The organism is Stenotrophomonas sp. X, assembly GCF_055721025.1.
Genome location: NZ_CM146756.1, coordinates 989,268 through 1,007,866 on the forward strand (window position 1 = coordinate 989,268; position 18,599 = coordinate 1,007,866).

Annotated in this window: 19 protein-coding genes; 14 read left to right on the forward strand and 5 right to left on the reverse strand. The window is 67.5% G+C overall.

Annotated features, from left to right (window positions below; translation table 11 throughout):
* The first annotated feature begins 73 nt into the window (after nt 1–73).
* The 4 genes from dnaX (at nt 74) to ACZ75I_RS04495 (ending at nt 3,558) form a co-directional block, all read left to right on the forward strand.
* A complete protein-coding gene (gene dnaX / locus ACZ75I_RS04480; RefSeq protein WP_180869527.1) occupies nt 74–2,122 on the forward strand; it encodes a DNA polymerase III subunit gamma/tau in 2,049 nt (682 codons plus the stop codon).
* Between the two features lie 6 nt (nt 2,123–2,128).
* Entirely contained in the window at nt 2,129–2,449 is a 321-nt protein-coding gene (locus tag ACZ75I_RS04485) for a YbaB/EbfC family nucleoid-associated protein (protein ID WP_019659509.1), read from the forward strand.
* Nucleotides 2,450–2,531: 82 nt separating this feature from the next.
* On the forward strand, nt 2,532–3,131 hold the full coding sequence (gene recR / locus ACZ75I_RS04490; protein WP_180869522.1) for a recombination mediator RecR: 600 nt from the start codon (nt 2,532–2,534) through the stop codon (nt 3,129–3,131).
* Nucleotides 3,132–3,198: 67 nt separating this feature from the next.
* Nucleotides 3,199–3,558 (forward strand): histidine triad nucleotide-binding protein, encoded by a 360-nt coding sequence (locus ACZ75I_RS04495; RefSeq protein ID WP_472958750.1) that lies wholly within the window; start codon nt 3,199–3,201, stop codon nt 3,556–3,558.
* Nucleotides 3,559–3,634: 76 nt separating this feature from the next.
* Here the strand turns inward: ACZ75I_RS04495 and ACZ75I_RS04500 are convergent, their stop codons facing one another.
* From ACZ75I_RS04500 to ACZ75I_RS04515, 4 genes are read right to left on the reverse strand one after another with little or no spacing between them, the layout of a single operon-like run.
* Entirely contained in the window at nt 3,635–4,162 is a 528-nt protein-coding gene (locus tag ACZ75I_RS04500; RefSeq protein ID WP_005415498.1) for a Slp family lipoprotein, read from the reverse strand.
* Nucleotides 4,159–6,108, reverse strand: coding sequence for a transglutaminase TgpA family protein (locus tag ACZ75I_RS04505; RefSeq protein ID WP_472958751.1), 1,950 nt, complete (start codon nt 6,106–6,108; stop codon nt 4,159–4,161). The genes ACZ75I_RS04500 and ACZ75I_RS04505 overlap by 4 nt, the downstream gene beginning before the upstream one ends.
* A complete protein-coding gene (locus ACZ75I_RS04510) occupies nt 6,101–7,024 on the reverse strand; it encodes a DUF58 domain-containing protein (RefSeq protein WP_472959042.1) in 924 nt (307 codons plus the stop codon). The genes ACZ75I_RS04505 and ACZ75I_RS04510 overlap by 8 nt, the downstream gene beginning before the upstream one ends.
* 23 nt (nt 7,025–7,047) lie before the next feature.
* The gene (locus ACZ75I_RS04515) at nt 7,048–8,001 is read right to left on the reverse strand and encodes an AAA family ATPase (RefSeq protein ID WP_472959043.1); all 954 of its coding nucleotides are present in this window, start codon (nt 7,999–8,001) and stop codon (nt 7,048–7,050) included.
* A gap of 42 nt (nt 8,002–8,043) precedes the next feature.
* Here ACZ75I_RS04515 and ACZ75I_RS04520 point away from each other — a divergent pair, with 42 nt between their 5' ends.
* A complete protein-coding gene (locus ACZ75I_RS04520; RefSeq protein ID WP_099494682.1) occupies nt 8,044–9,879 on the forward strand; it encodes a glycosyltransferase family 39 protein in 1,836 nt (611 codons plus the stop codon).
* A gap of 101 nt (nt 9,880–9,980) precedes the next feature.
* Here the strand turns inward: ACZ75I_RS04520 and ACZ75I_RS04525 are convergent, their stop codons facing one another.
* Nucleotides 9,981–10,550 carry a Maf family protein gene (locus ACZ75I_RS04525; protein WP_472958752.1) on the reverse strand — a complete coding sequence of 190 codons (570 nt, stop codon included), beginning with the start codon at nt 10,548–10,550 and terminating at the stop codon, nt 9,981–9,983.
* Nucleotides 10,551–10,663: 113 nt separating this feature from the next.
* On the opposite strand from ACZ75I_RS04525, the gene ACZ75I_RS04530 reads away from it, so the two are divergent.
* The 9 genes from ACZ75I_RS04530 to ACZ75I_RS04570 all read left to right on the forward strand — a co-directional run bounded on the left by ACZ75I_RS04530 (nt 10,664) and on the right by ACZ75I_RS04570 (nt 18,581).
* Nucleotides 10,664–11,173 (forward strand): YceD family protein, encoded by a 510-nt coding sequence (locus ACZ75I_RS04530; protein WP_284448109.1) that lies wholly within the window; start codon nt 10,664–10,666, stop codon nt 11,171–11,173.
* Nucleotides 11,174–11,280: 107 nt separating this feature from the next.
* Nucleotides 11,281–11,475, forward strand: a complete 195-nt coding sequence (gene rpmF, locus ACZ75I_RS04535) for a 50S ribosomal protein L32 (RefSeq protein ID WP_005408308.1) — start codon at nt 11,281–11,283, stop codon at nt 11,473–11,475.
* Nucleotides 11,476–11,566: 91 nt separating this feature from the next.
* Nucleotides 11,567–12,544, forward strand: coding sequence for a beta-ketoacyl-ACP synthase III (locus ACZ75I_RS04540; protein ID WP_005415505.1), 978 nt, complete (start codon nt 11,567–11,569; stop codon nt 12,542–12,544).
* A gap of 76 nt (nt 12,545–12,620) precedes the next feature.
* Nucleotides 12,621–13,403 carry a BUD32 family EKC/KEOPS complex subunit gene (locus tag ACZ75I_RS04545; RefSeq protein ID WP_049417070.1) on the forward strand — a complete coding sequence of 261 codons (783 nt, stop codon included), beginning with the start codon at nt 12,621–12,623 and terminating at the stop codon, nt 13,401–13,403.
* Nucleotides 13,404–13,550: 147 nt separating this feature from the next.
* Nucleotides 13,551–14,495, forward strand: coding sequence for an ACP S-malonyltransferase (fabD, locus tag ACZ75I_RS04550; protein ID WP_472958753.1), 945 nt, complete (start codon nt 13,551–13,553; stop codon nt 14,493–14,495).
* Between the two features lie 81 nt (nt 14,496–14,576).
* The gene (fabG, locus tag ACZ75I_RS04555) at nt 14,577–15,320 is read left to right on the forward strand and encodes a 3-oxoacyl-ACP reductase FabG (RefSeq protein WP_005408312.1); all 744 of its coding nucleotides are present in this window, start codon (nt 14,577–14,579) and stop codon (nt 15,318–15,320) included.
* 152 nt (nt 15,321–15,472) lie between these two features.
* A complete protein-coding gene (acpP, locus tag ACZ75I_RS04560) occupies nt 15,473–15,712 on the forward strand; it encodes an acyl carrier protein (protein ID WP_472958754.1) in 240 nt (79 codons plus the stop codon).
* Between the two features lie 140 nt (nt 15,713–15,852).
* Nucleotides 15,853–17,115: a beta-ketoacyl-ACP synthase II gene (fabF, locus tag ACZ75I_RS04565; protein WP_061480515.1), complete on the forward strand. Its 1,263-nt coding sequence runs from the start codon at nt 15,853–15,855 to the stop codon at nt 17,113–17,115.
* 101 nt (nt 17,116–17,216) lie between these two features.
* The gene (locus ACZ75I_RS04570) at nt 17,217–18,581 is read left to right on the forward strand and encodes an aminodeoxychorismate synthase component I (RefSeq protein ID WP_180869509.1); all 1,365 of its coding nucleotides are present in this window, start codon (nt 17,217–17,219) and stop codon (nt 18,579–18,581) included.
* Nucleotides 18,582–18,599: the final 18 nt, after the last annotated feature.

Sequence of the window (18,599 nt, forward strand, 5' to 3'; positions counted from 1 at the left end):
GCCCAGATCAGGGACGCATCCGGGGGCATTGTTGGCGAAGGGGCTGGACAGGCATGGCACAATGGAACATCCGATGGAAAACGGTGGCCTGATGTCCTATCTCGTCCTTGCCCGCAAGTGGCGTCCGAAGCGTTTTGCTGAGCTGGTGGGCCAGGAACACGTGGTCCGTGCGCTCAGCAACGCGCTGGACAGCGGCCGGGTCCACCACGCGTTCCTGTTCACCGGTACCCGTGGCGTGGGCAAGACCACCATCGCGCGCATCTTCGCCAAGTCGCTCAACTGCGAGCAGGGCACCAGCGCCGACCCGTGCGGCCAGTGTGCCGCCTGCCTGGACATCGACGCCGGCCGCTACATCGACCTGCTGGAAATCGACGCCGCGTCCAACACCGGCGTGGACGACGTGCGCGAGGTGATCGAGAACGCGCAGTACATGCCCTCGCGCGGCAAGTACAAGGTCTACCTGATCGACGAAGTGCACATGCTGTCCAAGGCGGCGTTCAACGCACTGCTGAAGACGCTGGAAGAGCCGCCGGAGCACGTGAAGTTCCTGCTGGCCACCACCGACCCGCAGAAGCTGCCGGTCACCGTGCTCAGCCGCTGCCTGCAGTTCAATCTCAAGCGCCTGGACGAAGACCAGATCCAGGGCCAGATGACCCGCATCCTGGCGGCGGAAGAGATCGAGGCCGACGGCAGCGCCATCGTGCAGCTGGCCAAGGCCGCTGACGGCAGCCTGCGTGACGGCCTGTCACTGCTGGACCAGGCGATCGCCTATGCCGGCGGCGCGCTGCGCGAGGACGTGGTGCGCACCATGCTGGGCACTGTGGATCGCACCCAGGTGGCGGCGATGCTCGATGCGCTGGCCGAGGGCGATGGCCCGCGCCTGCTGCAGGTGGTGGCCGCGCTGGCCGAATTCTCGCCGGACTGGAGTGGCGTGCTGGAAGCGCTGGCCGAAGGCCTGCATCGCATCCAGGTGCAGCAGCTGGTGCCGGGCGCCGCCGTCGCGGAAGGCCTGGATGTGGCGGCATTCGCCGAGCGCCTGCGCCCGGAAGTGGTGCAGCTCTGGTACCAGATGGCCTTGAATGGCCGTCGCGACCTGCCACTGGCACCGAGCCCGCGCGCGGGCTTTGAAATGGCGGTGCTGCGCATGCTGGCGTTCCGTCCGGCCGCAGCGGTACCGTCGGTGCCGAAGGCCGTCGACGGTGCGGCGGGTGGCACGCCGGGTGGCAACGCTGCCGGTGGTGGCGCCGGTGCCGGAAGCCATGAAGCGACGCCGGCCGCTGCCGCCGCTTCGGCCAGCCCGGCCGTAGCGTCGCAGGTGGCCGCTCCGGTGGCTGCACCGCGCGAACCTGAACCCGAACCCGAGCCGGCCCCGCAACCGGAGCCGGATCCGACGCCTGAGCCCGAGCCGGTGCCGGTGGAAGAGCCCGTGTCACAGCCGCCGGTGAAGGCCGAGGCGCCGGCGCCTGCCATCGCTGTAGAGGCAAGCGATGACCTGCCGCCGTGGGCCACCGACGAAGCCGAGGCGCGGGATGGGGCCCTGGCGGCCGAGATGGCCGGCCCGGATGCCGCCATGGTCGCGCCCTGGCATGAACCGCCGGCTCCCGCCGCGGATCCAGGCGAACCTGCGCCGCCGGAGCGTTCGTTCCGCGCCGAAGGTATTGCCATTGCGCCGGCCGAACCGGCTCCGGCGCGTGAGGCCGCGCCGCAGGAAGGTGTCAGCGAGCTGGCCACTGCCGAAGACTGGCTGGACCTGGTCGCCAACAGCGGCCTCAGCGGCCCCTCGCGGCAGCTGGCTGCCAACGCTGCCTTTATCAGCTGCCAGCACGGGACCTTGAAACTGGGCCTTTCGCCCGGATTTGAGTACCTGCGCTCGGAGCGCGCGCTGGCTGCCCTGGGCGAGATGCTGGAGAAGGCCCTGGGCCAGGCGCCGAAGATCGTGGTCGAGACCGTGGAAACCGAACACGTTCCGGCCGAGACCCTGCATCAGCGTGCCGACCGCCAGCGTGGCGAGCGGCAGCAGGTGGCAGAGGCTGTTTTCATGGATGACCCGGAAGTGCAGGTGCTGATCCAACAGCACGGTGCCCGGGTTGTTTCCGATTCCATCCGTTCTTTTGACGAGTAAGACACTATGCGCGGCAATATCGCTCAACTGATGCAGCAGGCCCAGAAGATGCAGGAAAACCTGCAGAAGGCCCAGGAAGAAATCGCCAGGATCGAAGTGACCGGCAGTGCCGGCGGCGGCATGGTCAGCGTGACCCTGACCGGCGCCAAGGAATGCCGCAAGGTGCGCATCGACCCGTCGCTGACCAGCGACCCGGAGATGCTGGAAGACCTGATCGCCGCCGCCTTCAACGATGCCTCGAACAAGATCGATGCCGAGTCGAAGTCGAAGATGGGTTCGGCCACCGCCGGCATGCAGCTGCCGCCGGGCATGAAGCTGCCGTTCTGATTGCCAGCGTGGCATCCGTGCAAGCGGGTGCCACAGAATCTGTAGCCGTCGAGCTCGCTCGGCGCCATCAAAGCATGCCGCCGTGTCCGCATCCCTGCTTGAACAACTGATCGACGCACTGCGGGTGCTGCCTGGCGTAGGCCAGAAGACGGCGCAGCGCATGGCCTACCACCTGCTCGAGCGCGAGCGCGAAGGCGGCCAGCGCCTGGCCGAAACGCTGGCCTTGGCGGTGGAGCGTATCGGCCACTGCGTGCAGTGCCGCGACTTCAGCGAAACCGAGCTGTGCCCGACCTGTGCCAACAGCAGCCGCGAGCGCAGCCAGCTGTGCGTGGTTGAATCGCCGGCCGATCGTCTCGCGATCGAGAACGCGACGGGTTTTCGCGGTGTCTACTTCGTGCTGCAGGGCCGGCTGTCGCCGCTCGATGGCGTCGGCCCGCGCGAGCTGGGCCTGGAGCAGCTGGAGCAGCGGCTGGCCGAAGGTGAGGTACAGGAGCTGATCATCGCCACCAGTGCCACCGTCGAAGGCGAAGCCACCGCGCATTACCTTGCGCAGCTGGCGCGCGCGCGCAAGGTGCAGCCCAGCCGGCTGGCACAGGGCCTGCCGCTTGGCGGCGAGCTTGAATACGTTGACCGCGGCACGCTGTCGCACGCGTTCGGGACGCGCAGCGAATTCCGCGATTGAGGACCACCCGGGCATCACCCGGCGCGGCCGGCCTACAATGCGGAAGACACTCCCGCCGAGGCCGACCATGAGCAACGAAACCCTCTTCAGCAAGATCATCCGTCGCGAGATCCCGGCCACCATCGTCTATGAGGATGACGAGGTGCTGGGCTTCAAGGACATCGCACCGCAGGCGCCGGTGCACGTACTGTTCATTCCGAAGAACGAGATCATCCCGACCCTGGACGACCTGCAGCCGTCGCAGGCGCACCTGGTCGGCAAGCTGGCCCTGGCCGCTGCCGAATACGCGCGCCGCGAGGGTTTCGCGCAGGACGGCTACCGCATCGTGATGAACTGCCGCGAACATGCCGGGCAGACCGTGTTCCACATCCACATGCACCTGCTGGCCGGCACGCCGCTGGGGCATTTCGGTACGCCGGGGCGTTGAAGCCCTGTCCACGCATGCGTGGATGAAAAAGGCCGCCCGGAGGCGGCCTTTTCCGATCATGCGGGCTGGGGGGCGATCACCACCAGCCCCAACGGCCGTAGCCACCCCAGTACGGGCCCCACGGACCCGGGCCCCACGGGCCATAGGGGTAGGGCACCACATCGACCTGGCGCTGTTCCGGCCACAGGTAGATCACATCGGCCGACAGCTTCGGCAGGCGGTAGTCGTAGTCCCCAATGCGGGTGTTCTGGTAGCCGTCGATCTTGCCGATGAAGGTCACGTCACGCCCGGCTTCAAACACGGCCGGGTCGTAGAAACCGGCGCGGCAGGCAATGAAGCGGCCGTCGCTGGCGTCGGACGAGGTGGTGTTCGGGCGGCCACTGGCGTTGAGCGGGCGCGAGATCATCTGGAAGCAGGTCTCGCCCTGGCCGGGCTTGGTCTCGATGATGCGGCCGCCCCATCGGACCGGCGTGCCGACTTGCTGGGTGGCGACCGAGTCGCGCGGGGAAACCAGGCTGAACTGTCCCTGCAGCGGCTTGGGGGCCGTGGCGCAGGCCGACAGGGCCAGCGTGGCCACAGCGGTGAGGAGGAACTTGGTGTTCATGGGGAGGCTCCGGAAGTCGGGCGATGCCTGCGCAGGTCCCGCAATAATGAAGCGAGGTCGGTGCAAGTTCCAGCGTAGCGCGCGTCGGCGAAACGCTGGCTGAGCGCGAGCAGGGTCGGGTCGGGTCGCTGCCGGTGAACCCGCTGTGCCCAGTCCTGTGCGGTTTCGTGCGGTTCGCGGGCCAGGCCAAGGCGCGCATACCGCCGCCCGAGCCGGTGCCAGGCGCGCAGCAGCGGGTCGCGCTCGCGCTCGCCGCGGGCCAGCAGCCAGGCCATCCACGCCAGTGCCAGCAGGGCGGCGACCACGAATCCGGTCACCAGCTGCGCCGGCCCGAGGTCATCCAGCCCGAACGGCTTGAGCAGTTGCTGCTGGCGGCGTGCATCGAAGGACAGCACCAGGTCGTTCCAGCCGCGGCGCAGCCAGTCACCCATCTGCCCCAGCTGCAGCCAGCGCTGTTGCAGCGGGGTATCGGTGCCGGCCCGCAGGCGGTCGTCCAGGGTGTCCAGGATGCGTTCGGGTGCCACGGCGGCAGTCGGGTCGACCCGCACCCAGCCGCGTTGCGGCAGCCAGACTTCGGCCCAGGCGTGGGCATCCATGCGACGCACCACCCAGTAGTCGCCGATGCGGTTGCGGGTACCGCCTGCGAAGCCGGTGACCACCCGGGCCGGAATGCCGGCGTTGCGCATCAGCACTACGAAGGCCGAGCTGAAGTGCTGGCAGAAGCCGGCCTTGTAGTTGAACAGGAAATCGTCGACCGGATCGCGCCCCGCCAGTGGTGTATCCAGCGTGTAGGAGAAGTCGCGGGTGATCCATTGCAGCGCACGGCGGACGATGGCCTCGTCATCGCTGCCGGCCTCCTGCCGCCATTGCCGCGCGAGCTGGGCGGTGCGCGGATTGAAGCCGGGCGGAAGCTGCAGCGCCGCGCGGCGCAGGTAGGGCGAAAGATCGGTGTCGAACCGTTGCGGCGGCGCCGAATGCAACCGCCAGCGGCTGAGCGCGGACAGCGTGCGGTCGCTGCGCAGGCTCATGTCGGCATCGAAGCTGCTGCCCTCCGGTGCGCGGCTGGGCAGGTCCAGTGCCACCAGCAGGCGACGGTCGGTGGGCTCGTAGTCGATCTGGTAGTCCCAACCCTGTGCGGCGGTTTCGACTACCGGTGCGGGGCGCCCGGCCGTCGCGCGATCGCGGCTCCAGCGGTGGCCGTCGAACGACGTCAGCACCGGGCCGCGCCAATAGCGCTGCGCAGGCTCGGGCACCGTGCCGAAAAACTGCACGCGCAACGCCGGGGTGTCGTCGGCCATCAGGTCCAGCCACTGGTCCGGCGCCATGCTGTCAGCCAGTCCCGGTGTGCCCACCGCTCGCTCGGGTACGCCCCACAGCGGCGTGGACAAGCGCGGGAACAGCCAGAAGCAGGCCAGCGCGAGAGGCAGGCCGATCCCCAGCAGGCGGCCGACGCCACGCAGTTGTCCGCGCAGCGGCAGGCGAGGGCTGTGGCCCTCGTCCAGGGCCAGGCGTTGCAGGGCCAGCAGTGCGGCAACTGCGGCCAGCGCTGCCAGCCCGGTGGTCAGCGGCCCCTGGTCGAGCAGGAAGGCCGCGAACGGCGAGAACAACGCGAAGCCCAGCAGGCTGCGCGCATCGCGCAGGTTGCGCAGCTCGCTGGACTTGATCGCCAGCATCGCTGCCAGCAATGCGCAGCCGGTATCGCGGCCCGGCCGCACCATGCCCATCTGCCAGACGATGGCGGCAAGCATGGCCAGCACCAGCAACAGGCGGACCGGCATCGGCAGCAGCCGCCGCCATGAAAGCGCAGCGGTCAGCACGGCGGCGATCGCGATCACGCTGGCCAGCACCGGCGGCAGCTGCAGCAGCAGTGGCAGCAGCGCCAGCGCTGCGCTGGCCAGGGTCCAGCTGCGGGCGTTGCGGTCGAGCAGGACGGCAGGCTCAGTCATGGGGCATCAATGCCAGTGCGCGCAGGCACAGGTGGTGGTGGCTGGCACCCTGGGCGGGCCCCAACGGCGGATGGGCCGGAAGCAGCAGCGTATAGCGACGGCCTTCGCGTTCGGCCATGTCGACCCAGCGTGCCAGGCGTGCGATGCGCGCTTCATGGTCCAGCGCTGCCAGCGTGCGCCAATCCAGCACCACTTCGATGCCGATCGGCTTCTCGTACTCGCGTACCAGCAGGCTGTCGCGGCGCGCCGAGTGTTTCCAGGCAATGCTGCGCGGGGCATCGCCGGCACGATAGGGGCGCAGCTGATGCAGCTCTTCGCCCGTGGCGTGGGCGCGGGTGTGCAGGGGATCGCTGCCACTTTCCGGGAGGGGCGGTGCCTGGGCCTCGGCCAGCGGGTAGACCAGCAGCGGTTGCTCCGGCCACACCCACGACCATGCCCGCACCAGTCCCAGCGGCTGCGTGCTCGACAGGCGGATGCGGGGCAGTTCCAGCCAGCCGCGGCGCTCGCTGGGAACATCCAGCTCCACTTCGCCGCGACCGTGTGCAGGCAGTGCAACCCAGGCCTCGCTTGCGCCCAGCTGCAGATGCAGCCCGTGGCGCGCGCGCGGGTCGCGCAACGAAAGGTCCACGCGCAGGCGCAGGGGATGCCCGGCCGGTACTGGTTCGGCGGAGATTGCATCGATCTGTATGCCGGACAGTTGCAGGTGCGCGGCGATGGCGCTGGCGATCGCTGCCGCGGCCAGCAGCAGCGCCAGCAGCAGGGCCGGGTTGTTGTTGTAGTTCAATGCGCCCAGCAGCATCGCCGACAGCAGGGTGGCGACGAACAGGCCGAAGCGTGTCGGTAATACGTAGATGCGATGACGGTCCAGTCGCTGCGGCAGGGCTTCGGGCCTGCGGGGGCGTGCCAGCAGCTGCATGCGTGCCCAGCGTGTGGCCACCTTCAGTCCACCGCGACGGTCTGCAGGATCGCCCGCGCCAGCGCCGGCCCGGAGCTGGATTCGGCTTCGGCCACCAGGCGATGGCCGGCCACCGCCACGAACAGGGTCTGCACGTCTTCGGGCACCACATGCCCGCGGCCGAGCAGCAGCGCATGTGCCCTGGCGGCACGCAGCAGGGCCAGTCCCGCGCGCGGTGACAGGCCTACGCGCACGCCGGCATGGTGTCGGCTGCGGGTCAGCAGCGCCTGCACATAGTCGATCAGCGCGTCGCTGGCATGTATCTGGCCAACCGCTTCACGCAATGCACGCACCTGGGTGTCGTCCAGCTTTGGCACTGCGCGTGCGATCAGGTCGCGGCGATCACTGCCGCGCAGCAGCTCGCGCTCGGCCTGCGCGCTGGGGTAGCCCATCGCCAGGCGCAGCAGGAAACGATCCAGCTGCGAATCCGGCAACGGGAAGGTGCCGGACAGGTCGACCGGGTTCTGCGTGGCGATGACGAAGAACGGATCGGGCAGCGGATGCGTCTGTCCGTCCAGGGTGACCTGCTGCTCGGCCATCGCCTCCAGCAACGCACTCTGCGTGCGCGGCGGTGCGCGGTTGATCTCATCGGCCAGCAGCACGTGGGTGAACACCGGGCCGGGATGGAACTGGAACTGGCGGCTGCCGGCCTCGTACACCGAAACGCCAAGTACGTCCGCCGGCAACAGGTCGGAGGTGAACTGCACGCGCTGGAAGCTGAGGCCGAGGCTGCTGGCCAATGCGTGCGCCAACGTGGTCTTGCCCAGCCCGGGCAGATCCTCGATGAGCAGGTGGCCGCCGGAAAGCAGGGCGACAAAGGCCAGCCTGACTTCCGGCACCTTGCCCAGCACCAGTGCGTTCACCTGATCCTGTGCCTCCCGCAGGGCCTGGCGCAGTTGATCGGTTAGCATGCTGGGATTGGGGGACGAGGCTGGCATGATCGTCTCAGGTCTGGAATCCATTCGATTATCCATAGAGCAATGCAAGGCGAACAGCGCGCGCGGACGATATTTCTCTGGTTGTGGACGCTGGTCACAGCGGCCAAGCTGGTGGTGGCTGCGCGCCTGCCGCTGTTCGTCGATGAGGCGTTCTATTGGCAGGAAGGCCAGCATCTGGCCGCTGCCTATTCCGACCTGCCTGGGCTGACCGCCTGGCTGGCACGCCTGGGCGTGGAGATCGGTGGCCATCACGTACTCGCATTGCGCCTGCCGTTCCTGGCCATCGGCGCGCTGCTGCCGATGCTGGTGGTGCGCATCGCCACGCGCTGGTTCGGCAACGTGGCCGGTTGGCAGGCGGGCAGCCTGACCCTGCTGATGCCGTTGTCGGCCACGCTGGGCCTGCTGGCGGTGCCGGACGTGCCGATGGCGCTGGCGGCGGTGATCTGCCTGCACGCAGGTGCACGCCTGCTGCACAGCGTGGATGCGTCCTCGGCGATGAAGCTGGCGCTGGGCCTGCTGATCGGTGCGCTCAGCCACTACCGTTTCATTGGTGTCATCGGTGTCGGCTTCATTGCGCTGCTGGCGTTGCCGCAGGGCCGTCGCATGCTGGCCGACCCGCGCGTATGGGTGGCGCTGGCGGTGGGCGTGCTGGCCTGGCTGCCGTTGCTGGCGTGGAATGCCGACAACCACGATGCCGGCCTGAAGTTCCAGGTGGTCGAGCGCCACCCGTGGGCGTTCGAGTGGGAGGGGCTGTGGTTCCTGGTGATCCAGCCGATGCTGGTGACGCCGATCCTGTGCATCGCGATGTGGAAGGTCGCCCTCGCGGGTACCCGCAGTGGCGGTGGGGCGCGGGTGCAGTGGCGCTATTTCGGGCTGGTGGGCGGGGTGTCGACGCTGGGCATCTTCCTGCTGGGCTTCTTCACCGATGTCGAGCGGATCAGTTTCCACTGGCCGCTGCCAGGCTACCTGGCGTTGCTGGTGGCCGTGCCGGTGGTCCTCAACGGTTGGCCGCGCTGGCTGCGCCGTACCGGCTGGTGGCTGGCTGCTGCAGGTACGGTGCTGGCGTTCGGCTACTACCTGATGGCGTCCACGCCGGCACTGCGCGAGCAGATGGCCGGCAGCAAGTACTACCCGCGCAACTTTGCCGGCTGGCAGCCACTGGCCGTGGCGGTGCGTGACGAACTGCGGCAGATGCCACCGGGTACGCGTGTGCTGGCGGGTAACTTCAAGGTTGGTGCCGAACTGGGTTTCCAGCTGGGCAACGGTGATATCGAGGTGTTGCCACATCCGCTCAACGACAAGCATGGGCGCACCGCACAGCTGGCGCAGTGGGACCTGCTGCACGAAGGCCCGCGCAGTATGCCGATGCTGCTGGTGTTGTCACCCAGTGACCAGCGCTACCGCGATCTGCTGGCGCGCTACCACACCATCTGCGAGCAGGTGGGGCCGCTGCCGGCGCCGCGCGTGGTCAGCAGCGATCATGGCTTCCAGCGGTTCCTGCTGTTCCGGCTGCCGGCCAAGCGTGCACAGGGGCCCTGCGTAACGCCCGCGATGGCTTGGCTGGATGCGCCGTCCAACGGTGAAAAGGTCTCCGGAACGCTCGCCATCAAGGGGTGGGCATTCAAGGATGGGGTCGGGCTGGCGCGGGTTGAAGTGCTGGTTGATGGCCGCTCGATCGGTGACGCGCGTTACGGGCGCGTGTTCGACGTTCGCCCCGCCTGGCCGGGCAGTACCGATCCGCAGCATCCGGCGGTGGGCTTCGACGCGTCGCTGGACACCACCACGCTGGCGCCGGGCCGGCACTGGCTCGGCCTGCGCCTGCACGGGCGCGATGGCAGCGTGGAGGCGTGGCAGGAGCAGCCGTTCGAGGTTCGTTGAGGTCCCTGGTCCTGTAGAGCCGAGCCGATGCTCGGCTGCTTCTGCTACAGATGGCGGGCAGCCTCGAAAAGAACGGCCGAGCAAGGGCTCGGCTCTACCGTTCACGGCACCGCGAATCCAGTCCTGCGCAGCAGGCCGCACAGCGCGATCAGTGGCAGGCCGACCAGCGCGGTCGGGTCGCGGTTGTCGATCGCCTCGAACAGGCTGATGCCCAGGCCCTCGCACTTGAAGCTGCCGGCGCAGTCCAGTGGCTGCTCGACGGCGACGTAGCGGGCGATCTCCTGCGAGTCCAGCGCGCGGAAGTGCACTTCGGTCAGATCCAGGGCGGCCAGGGATTCTCCATCCCGCCTCAGACTGATTGCCGTGTGAAAGCGTACCGTCTGCCCGGACATCGCCACCAGCTGCGCACAGGCCGCCTCGACCGTGCCCGGCTTGCCCAGCGGCTGGCCGTTCAGGTCGGCGACCTGGTCCGAGCCGATCACCCAGGCACCCGGATGCCGCGTGGCGACATCGGCCGCCTTGGCGGCGGCCAGGCGCGTGGCCAGGGCCAGCGGACCCTCGCCGTTCAACGGCGTTTCATCCACCTCCGGGCGTGCGCAGTCGAAGGGCAGGCCCAGCCGTTGCAGCAGTTCGCGACGGTAGCGGGAGGTGGAGGCCAGGACCAGTGACATGCGAGAATACCGGGGCAGGGTGCGGCAGTCTGGCCCGCCGGCAACGCCAGCAGCAAGTCCTGTATGGCGGGCATTTGACAGCGGGCGGTGCGATCCTTAGTATTCAGCGGCTTATGTCCGCGAACGTGCCCGAAACGCTGGATGCCTGGCGGATGGTTGTAGCGCGAAGGCGCTTCGACGGTCAGGTCTCCCTGGCTGAATTGACCCGCCTGCAGGGGTTGGTCGCAGATACCGACGGCGAGTGTGTCTACTCGCTTGAATTCGGTCGCGACGACGTCTTGCGGGTATCCTATGTGGAACTGACCATCGACACCGCGTTGCCGCTGACCTGTCAGCGCAGCATGCAGCGATTCCTGTTGCCGGTGAAGGTGACCCAGAGGCTTGGCCTGATCCGCGACGAGGACGAGGAATCGTCCCTGCCGGAGGAATACGAGGCGTTGCTGGTGCCGGAAGACGGCCAGCTGCGTCCGCTGGACCTGGTCGAGGACGAGTTGGTGCTGGCGTTGCCTGTGGTCCCGCTGTCACCCGACGGTGAGGCAGTCGACAAGGACTGGGCACCGAGCGAAGAAGAAACGAAGAAGGCCAACCCGTTTGCGGCGTTGGCGGCTCTGAAGAAACAATAGCAGCCGGATTGTCGTCGGCGGCTGCGGCGAAAGCGAAAGTGTGCTGGGCGCTGGCGTCCTGCGCGACGATACGACGAAGCAAAACGAACCGAGTTTGGAGCAATCCCATGGCTGTGCAGAAATCCCGTGTTACCCCGTCCCGCCGCGGCCAGCGCCGTTCGCATGACGCCCTGAGCGCCAAGCAGCTGTCGACCGACCCGACCACCGGCGAAGTGCACCTGCGTCACCACATCACTGCCGATGGTTTCTACCGCGGCAAGAAGGTCATCCAGACCAAGACCTCGGCCGTCGAAGAAGATTGATGTGCCGGGAAGGCCGCTGCCTCCGGGCAGCGGCCTTTGCCTTCTTTCCCGGGCGTGCCGGTGATCGGCGGCCCGCGCAACAGGAAACATGATGAGCAAGCGGATCTATTCGAGGATCGCGGGCACCGGTAGCTATTTGCCGGAGAAAGTCCTGACCAACGCCGACCTGGAAAAAATGGTCGAAACCTCGGATGAGTGGATCCAGTCGCGCACCGGAATTCGTGAACGGCACATCGCGGCCGAAGGCGAAACCACCAGCGACCTTGGCTACAACGCCGCCCTGCGCGCGCTTGAAGCCGCAGGCATCGATGCCTCGCAGCTCGACATGATCGTGGTCGGCACGACCACGCCTGACCTTATTTTCCCGTCCACCGCGTGCCTGATCCAGGCCAAGCTCGGTGTGGCCGGGTGCCCCGCCTTCGACGTCAACGCAGCCTGTTCCGGCTTCGTGTTCGCGCTTGGCGTGGCCGACAAGTTCATCCGCTCCGGCGACTGCAAGCACGTGCTGGTGATCGGCACCGAAACGTTGACCCGCATGGTCGACTGGAACGATCGCACCACCTGCGTGCTGTTCGGTGATGGCGCCGGCGCCGTCGTGCTCAAGGCCGACGAAGAAACCGGCATCCTCAGCACTCACCTGCATGCCGATGGCAGCAAGAAGGAGCTGTTGTGGAACCCGGTCGGCGTTTCGACCGGCTTCAAGGATGGCGCCAATGGTGGCGGCACCATCAACATGAAGGGCAACGACGTGTTCAAGTACGCCGTCAAGGCGCTGGACTCGGTCGTGGACGAGACCCTGGCCGCCAACGGCCTGGACAAGTCCGACCTGGATTGGCTGATCCCGCACCAGGCCAACCTGCGCATCATCGAAGCGACCGCCAAGCGCCTGGACATGTCCATGGACCAGGTCGTGGTGACCGTCGACAAGCACGGCAACACCTCGTCCGGTTCAGTGCCGCTGGCGCTGGATGCCGCCGTGCGGTCAGGCAGGGTCGAGCGCGGCCAACTGCTGCTGCTGGAGGCCTTCGGCGGCGGCTTCACGTGGGGTTCGGCCCTGCTGCGCTATTGATAGTGCAAGTTACGACAACGTGAAGTCTTGTCGTTGCGGCCCTCCGGGGCCGTAACGCGTTTAAGGAGGACCTGTCATGGTTGAGCCCATCGTCATCGAAGGGCAACGTGCCTGGCTGAAGCAGTACGGCAAGGGAAGCCGAGCACTGGCCCTGGGCCTGCTCAATTTTGTTGCGCGCCGTTTCCATCTCGATGCCCTGCGCCCGCCGCCGCACCGTGGTGGCGACGCCGCGCGCGAAACCGAGGCCCGCCGCCTTGCAGAGCTGCAGGCGCAAGGCGTGAACGTACCGGACGTGCTGGGCACCGGCCATGCCGCGCTGGTGATCGGCGACAACGGAAGTTCGTTCAATACCTGCCTGCGCGAAGCCGACGAAGCCGGTCGTGATCGGCTGGTGATGGCGGCGATGCAGGCCATTGCCCAAGCGCATGCGCGCGGCGCCTATTTCGGCCAGCCGTTGCCGCGCAATCTCACCTGGGATGGGCAGCAGGTCGGCTTCATCGATTTCGAGGAAGATCCGCTGGAAGTGATGGACCTGTCCGAAGCGCAGGCCCGCGACTGGCTGATGTTCGGCTATGGCGTGGCCAAGTACTACGCTGACCGCCCCGAACATCTGCAGGCGATGATGGCCGAGGCGATGGGCGGGGTCCAGGCGCCGGTGCGCGAGCACGTGCATGCGGTCAGTGGCCGCCTGCGCAGCCTGGCCAGGGTCTGCATGAAGCTGGGCCGCTCAGCGCGCGCGCTGGCCCATTCGATCTTCATCACCCACGGTGCCAGCACTGCTGGCGTGCTGATGCTGGTGGGCCTGTGCGTGGATTTCCTCGCCGACGGCGATCTGGACGTCCTGCAGCTGTTCTGCTGATCGTCGGCCGGGGTCAGATCCCATTTCCCGTGGGAAAGGGATCTGACCCTGTCATTGCTCCATACGCCTGCATACGCGCACGTACAGACGACACAGCGGATTCCCCCTTATCATGGCCCGCTTCGATTGCAACAAGCGGATGACCGCGTGACCGTATCCACCCTCGCTTTTGTCTTCCCCGGCCAGGGCTCGCAGTCTGTGGGCATGGTGGCCGAGCTGGCCGAACTGCACCCGCAGGTGCGTGAAGCCTTCACCGAGGCATCCGATGGTGCCGGCGTCGACCTGTGGGCGCTGTCCCAGGGCGGCCCGGAGGAAATGCTCAACCGTACCGAATACACCCAGCCGGCCCTGCTGGCCGCGAGTATCGGCGTGTGGCGTGCCTGGAACGCCGTGGGCGGTCCGCGCCCGTCGGTGCTGTCCGGCCACAGCCTGGGCGAGTACACCGCCCTGGTTGCCGCCGGCGCGCTGAGCCTGCATGACGGTGCGCACCTGGTGCGCCTGCGTGGCCAGCTGATGCAGGAAGCGGCGCCGGCCGGTGTCGGCGCCATGGCCGCCGTGCTCGGTGCCGAAGACCAGCTGGTGCTGGCTGTCTGCGCCGAAGCCGCAGGCAGCCAGGTAGTGGTGCCGGCCAACTTCAATTCGCCGGGCCAGATCGTGATCGGTGGCGACGCCGATGCGGTCGACCGTGCGCTGGCATTGCTGGCCGAGAAGGGCGTGCGCAAGGCGGTCAAGCTGGCCGTCAGCGTGCCCTCGCACACCCCGTTGATGCGCGAAGCCGCCAACCGCCTGGCCGAAGTGATGGCCGGCCTGTCCTGGCAGGCGCCGCAGCTGCCGGTGGTGCAGAACGTCGATGCCCAGGTGCACGACGGCGTGGACGCCATCCGCACGGCGCTGGTCCAGCAGCTGTACCAGCCGGTGCAGTGGACCGGTTGCGTGCAGGCGTTGGCCGCCCGCGGCATCACCCAGATCGCCGAGTGCGGCCCAGGCAAGGTGCTGACCGGCCTGGTCAAGCGCATCGACAAGGCCATCGACGGCCGTCCGCTGGCCACGCCGGGCGACTTCGAAGCCGCCCGCGAGGCATGGTCGGCCTGACCTTCCCTGTTCCTGCCGACCGTACCGGTGGCCGCTGCAAGCGGCACGGTGCGGCGGCCGCTCCCGTCTGAGGAAAACATCATGAGCAAGCCCCTGCAGGGTGAAATCGCACTGGTCACCGGTGCCAGCCGTGGCATTGGCGCCGCCATCGCCGATCTGCTGGCCGCCCAGGGCGCCACCGTCATCGGCACCGCCACCACCGAATCCGGCGCCGCCGCGATCGGTGAGCGCCTGGCCGCCCACGGCGGTCACGGCCGCGCGCTGAACGTCACCGACGCCGCTGCGCTGGACAGCGTGCTCGATGGCATCGCCAAGGAATTCGGCCCGATCTCGATCCTGGTCAACAATGCCGGCATCACCCGCGACAACCTGCTGATGCGCATGAAGGACGAGGACTGGGCGTCGATCATCGACACCAACCTGACCAGCGTGTTCCGTACCAGCAAGGCGGTGATGCGCGGCATGATGAAGGCGCGCAAGGGCCGCATCATCAACATCGCATCGGTGGTGGGCGTGACCGGCAATGCCGGCCAGGCCAACTACGCGGCCGCCAAGGCCGGCATCATCGGCTTCAGCAAGTCGCTGGCCAAGGAAATCGGTTCGCGCGGTGTCACCGTCAATGTTGTCGCACCTGGCTTCATCGACACCGACATGACCAAGGCGTTGCCGGAAGAAGCGCGTACCGCGCTGATCAACGACATCGCCCTCGAACGCTTGGGTTCGCCGGAAGACATCGCCCATGCGGTGGCCTTCCTGGCCAGCCCGGCTGCCGGTTACATCACCGGCGAAACCCTCCATGTGAACGGTGGCATGTACATGCCGTAAGCAAGGGGCGCAGGGATTGCGCCGCAAGTGATTGATCTGCTGAGGTTTTTGCTGCGATGCAAGGCCGCGCCGGTTTCCACTACACTATCCCACGGCCATCGCCTTTGATGGCGACCACTTTTGAACCACAACTCCATCTGGAGCGAGATCCCATGAGCACCATCGAAGAACGCGTCAAGAAAATCGTCGTCGAACAGCTTGGCGTCAAGGAAGAAGAAGTCACCAACAGCGCATCGTTCGTCGATGACCTGGGCGCTGACTCGCTGGACACCGTCGAGCTGGTGATGGCCCTGGAAGAAGAATTCGAGTGCGAGATCCCGGACGAAGAAGCCGAGAAGATCAGCACCGTGCAGGCCGCCATCGACTACATCACGGCCCACGTCAAGGCCTGATGTCAGACGGCAGTGCGCGCGGGTCTCCGCTCGCCGCGCACCGCACCCCATGGGGCCGCAGTTGCGGCCCCGTGTGTTTGAGCATCGCACCGAAGCAAACCGTGTTACCCGATTGAACCTTCGGGTCAGGAGAATCAGCAATGAAGCGTCGCGTCGTCGTAACCGGCCTGGGTATCGTCTCGCCGTTGGGCAATGATCTGGCCAGCAGCTGGGAAGGCATCACCCAGGGTCGTTCGGGCATCGGTCCGCTGACCAACGTTTCTGATGCCTACCTGGACCGGTTCACCACCAAGATTGCAGGTGAGGTCAAGGGCTTTGACATCACCGCCGACAACGAACTGTTCGGCAAGTACCGGGTCAGCGGCAAGGATGCCAAGAAGATGGACCCGTTCATCCATTACGGCCTCGGTGCCTCGTTCATGGCCCTGCACGACTCGGGCCTGGAGATCACCGACGCCAATGCCGAGCGCATCGGCGCCATTGTCGGCGCCGGCATTGGCGGCCTGCTCGGTATCGAAGAGCAGACCATCGAGTTCCATGAGGGCAAGAAGATCTCGCCCTTCTACGTGCCCAAGACCATCATCAACATGCTGCCGGGCCAGCTGAGCATCATCGCCGGCCTGAAGGGGCCGTCGTTCTCGGCGGTGTCGGCGTGCGCGACCTCGAACCATTCGATCGGCACCGCGATGCGCATGATCCAGTACGGCGACGCCGACGTGATGGTGGTGGGTGGTGCCGAACGTGGCTCGTCGCCGACCGCCGTGGGTGGCTTCTGCGCGATGAAGGCGATGAGCACCCGCAACGACGCCCCGGAACAGGCCTCGCGCCCGTGGGACAAGGACCGTGACGGCTTCGTGCTGGGCGACGGCGCCGGCATCCTGATCCTGGAAGAGTACGAGCACGCCAAGGCCCGTGGCGCGAAGATCTACTGCGAACTGGCCGGCTTCGGCGCCAGCTCCGACGCGTACCACATGACCGCGCCGAGCGAGAACGGCGAAGGTGCCGCGCGCTGCATGGTCATGGCGATGAAGGACGCCGGCGTGACCCCCGAACAGGTGGGTTACCTCAACGCGCATGGCACGTCCACGCCGCTGGGTGACCTGGGCGAGACCATGGCGATGAAGACCGCTTTCGGCGACCACGCCTACAAGATGATGGTCAGCTCCACCAAGTCGATGACCGGCCACCTGCTGGGCGCGGCCGGCGGCGTGGAAGCGATCTTCTCGGTGATGGCGCTGCAGGACAACGTCATTCCGCCGACCATCAACCTGCAGCAGCCGGGCGAAGGCTGCGACCTGGACTACGTGCCCAACGAAGCACGCCAGGCCAAGGTCGACGTGGTGATGTCCAATGGCTTCGGCTTCGGCGGCACCAACGGCACGCTGATCTTCAAGCGCGTCTGACCGGGTTGTAGCGTCGGGCCATGCTCGACTGAACGTGCATTACGCACGAGGAGGCCGCCGCAAGGCGGCTTCCGTGCATCTGAATCCCTGAACTGGCCATCATGACCCACGCACCGCTGATCCACCCGCTGCCGCACCCGATCGATCTGCTGGCCCTGCAGCAGCACGACCCGGCACGCTTCCCGCTGCTGATGGAATCCACCGCCTCGGGCACCGCCCAGGGCCGCTGGAGCCTGCTGCTGGCCGCGCAGGGCGATCGCCTGCGGCTGGATGCCGACGGCCAGGTGCGCGACCTGCAGGGTGCCGTGCAGCCCGGCACGTTCCTGCAGGCGCTGGATCGCGCCTGGCAGCACGAACGCCTGCCGCACGACGGCAGCCACAGCCTGCCGTTCCGCGGCGGCTGGGCGTTGATGCTGGACTACGAAGTGGCCAGCCAGATCGAACCGGTGCTGCCGGCGCGCGCACGCGAGGACGGCCGCCCCACCGCGCTGGCGCTGCGCTGCCCGGCCGCGGTGCTGCACGACCACCAGAACGACGCCAGCTTCGTCATCGCCGAAGCCGGTGAGCAGGCCCTGCTGGAGGCACTGGTGACCTTGGCGTCGCAGGCACTGCCGGAGGCTGGGCAGGGCTGGCAGCCGCCGCAGTCGGTGGGCGAGGATGCGCCGCAGCGCTTCACCGACGGCGTGCGCCGGGTGATCGACTACCTGCGTGCCGGCGATGTGTTCCAGGTGAACCTGTCGCGGCGCTGGAGCGCGCAGTTCGCTGCGCCGGTCAGCCCGCAGGCGCTGTACGCGCAGCTGCGCCGTGCCAACCCGGCACCGTTCGCCGGCTTGTTCAGCGCGCACGGCCGCCACGTGGTCAGCTCCTCGCCGGAGCGGCTGGTGTCGGTACATGCCGGCCACGCGCAGACGCGTCCGATTGCCGGCACGCGTCCGCGCTTCGAGGGCGACGATGATGCCGCGCGCATCCAGGAGCTGGTCGGCCACCCGAAGGAGCGTGCCGAGCACGTGATGCTGATCGACCTGGAGCGCAACGACCTGGGCCGTATCTGCCTGCCCGGCACCGTGGTGGTCGATGAGCTGATGACCGTGGAGAGCTACGCGCATGTGCACCACATCGTCAGCAACGTCAGCGGCCACCTGCGCCCGGAGGTCACGCCCGGCGAGGTGATCGCCGCCACGTTCCCGGGCGGCACCATCACCGGCTGCCCCAAGGTGCGCTGCATGCAGATCATCAGCGAGCTGGAGCAGGTGCCGCGCGGTGCCTACACCGGCGCGTTCGGCTGGCTGAACCGCGATGGCGACCTGGACCTGAACATCCTGATCCGTACCGCCGAAGTGGATGGCCACGAGGTGAGCTTCCGCACCGGTGCCGGCATCGTGGTTGATTCGGACCCGGACAAGGAACTGGACGAGACCCGCGCCAAGGCCCGCGGCCTGCTGCGCGCGCTCGGCCAGCAGGGGTAGTGCCGGTGGGTGCCAGTG

Coding starts and splice junctions, on each gene's coding strand:
- rpmF (WP_005408308.1), top strand. CDS start 11,281: ATGGCTGTGCAGAAATCCCGTGTTACCCCGTCCCGCCGCGGCCAGCGC.
- ACZ75I_RS04505 (WP_472958751.1), bottom strand. CDS start 6,108: ATGACTGAGCCTGCCGTCCTGCTCGACCGCAACGCCCGCAGCTGGACC.
- ACZ75I_RS04525 (WP_472958752.1), bottom strand. CDS start 10,550: ATGTCACTGGTCCTGGCCTCCACCTCCCGCTACCGTCGCGAACTGCTG.
- ACZ75I_RS04495 (WP_472958750.1), top strand. CDS start 3,199: ATGAGCAACGAAACCCTCTTCAGCAAGATCATCCGTCGCGAGATCCCG.
- dnaX (WP_180869527.1), top strand. CDS start 74: ATGGAAAACGGTGGCCTGATGTCCTATCTCGTCCTTGCCCGCAAGTGG.
- ACZ75I_RS04510 (WP_472959042.1), bottom strand. CDS start 7,024: ATGCAGCTGCTGGCACGCCCCCGCAGGCCCGAAGCCCTGCCGCAGCGA.
- fabG (WP_005408312.1), top strand. CDS start 14,577: ATGAGCAAGCCCCTGCAGGGTGAAATCGCACTGGTCACCGGTGCCAGC.
- ACZ75I_RS04530 (WP_284448109.1), top strand. CDS start 10,664: ATGTCCGCGAACGTGCCCGAAACGCTGGATGCCTGGCGGATGGTTGTA.
- ACZ75I_RS04520 (WP_099494682.1), top strand. CDS start 8,044: ATGCAAGGCGAACAGCGCGCGCGGACGATATTTCTCTGGTTGTGGACG.
- ACZ75I_RS04500 (WP_005415498.1), bottom strand. CDS start 4,162: ATGAACACCAAGTTCCTCCTCACCGCTGTGGCCACGCTGGCCCTGTCG.
- ACZ75I_RS04540 (WP_005415505.1), top strand. CDS start 11,567: ATGAGCAAGCGGATCTATTCGAGGATCGCGGGCACCGGTAGCTATTTG.
- ACZ75I_RS04545 (WP_049417070.1), top strand. CDS start 12,621: ATGGTTGAGCCCATCGTCATCGAAGGGCAACGTGCCTGGCTGAAGCAG.
- fabF (WP_061480515.1), top strand. CDS start 15,853: ATGAAGCGTCGCGTCGTCGTAACCGGCCTGGGTATCGTCTCGCCGTTG.
- ACZ75I_RS04570 (WP_180869509.1), top strand. CDS start 17,217: ATGACCCACGCACCGCTGATCCACCCGCTGCCGCACCCGATCGATCTG.
- acpP (WP_472958754.1), top strand. CDS start 15,473: ATGAGCACCATCGAAGAACGCGTCAAGAAAATCGTCGTCGAACAGCTT.
- ACZ75I_RS04485 (WP_019659509.1), top strand. CDS start 2,129: ATGCGCGGCAATATCGCTCAACTGATGCAGCAGGCCCAGAAGATGCAG.
- ACZ75I_RS04515 (WP_472959043.1), bottom strand. CDS start 8,001: ATGCCAGCCTCGTCCCCCAATCCCAGCATGCTAACCGATCAACTGCGC.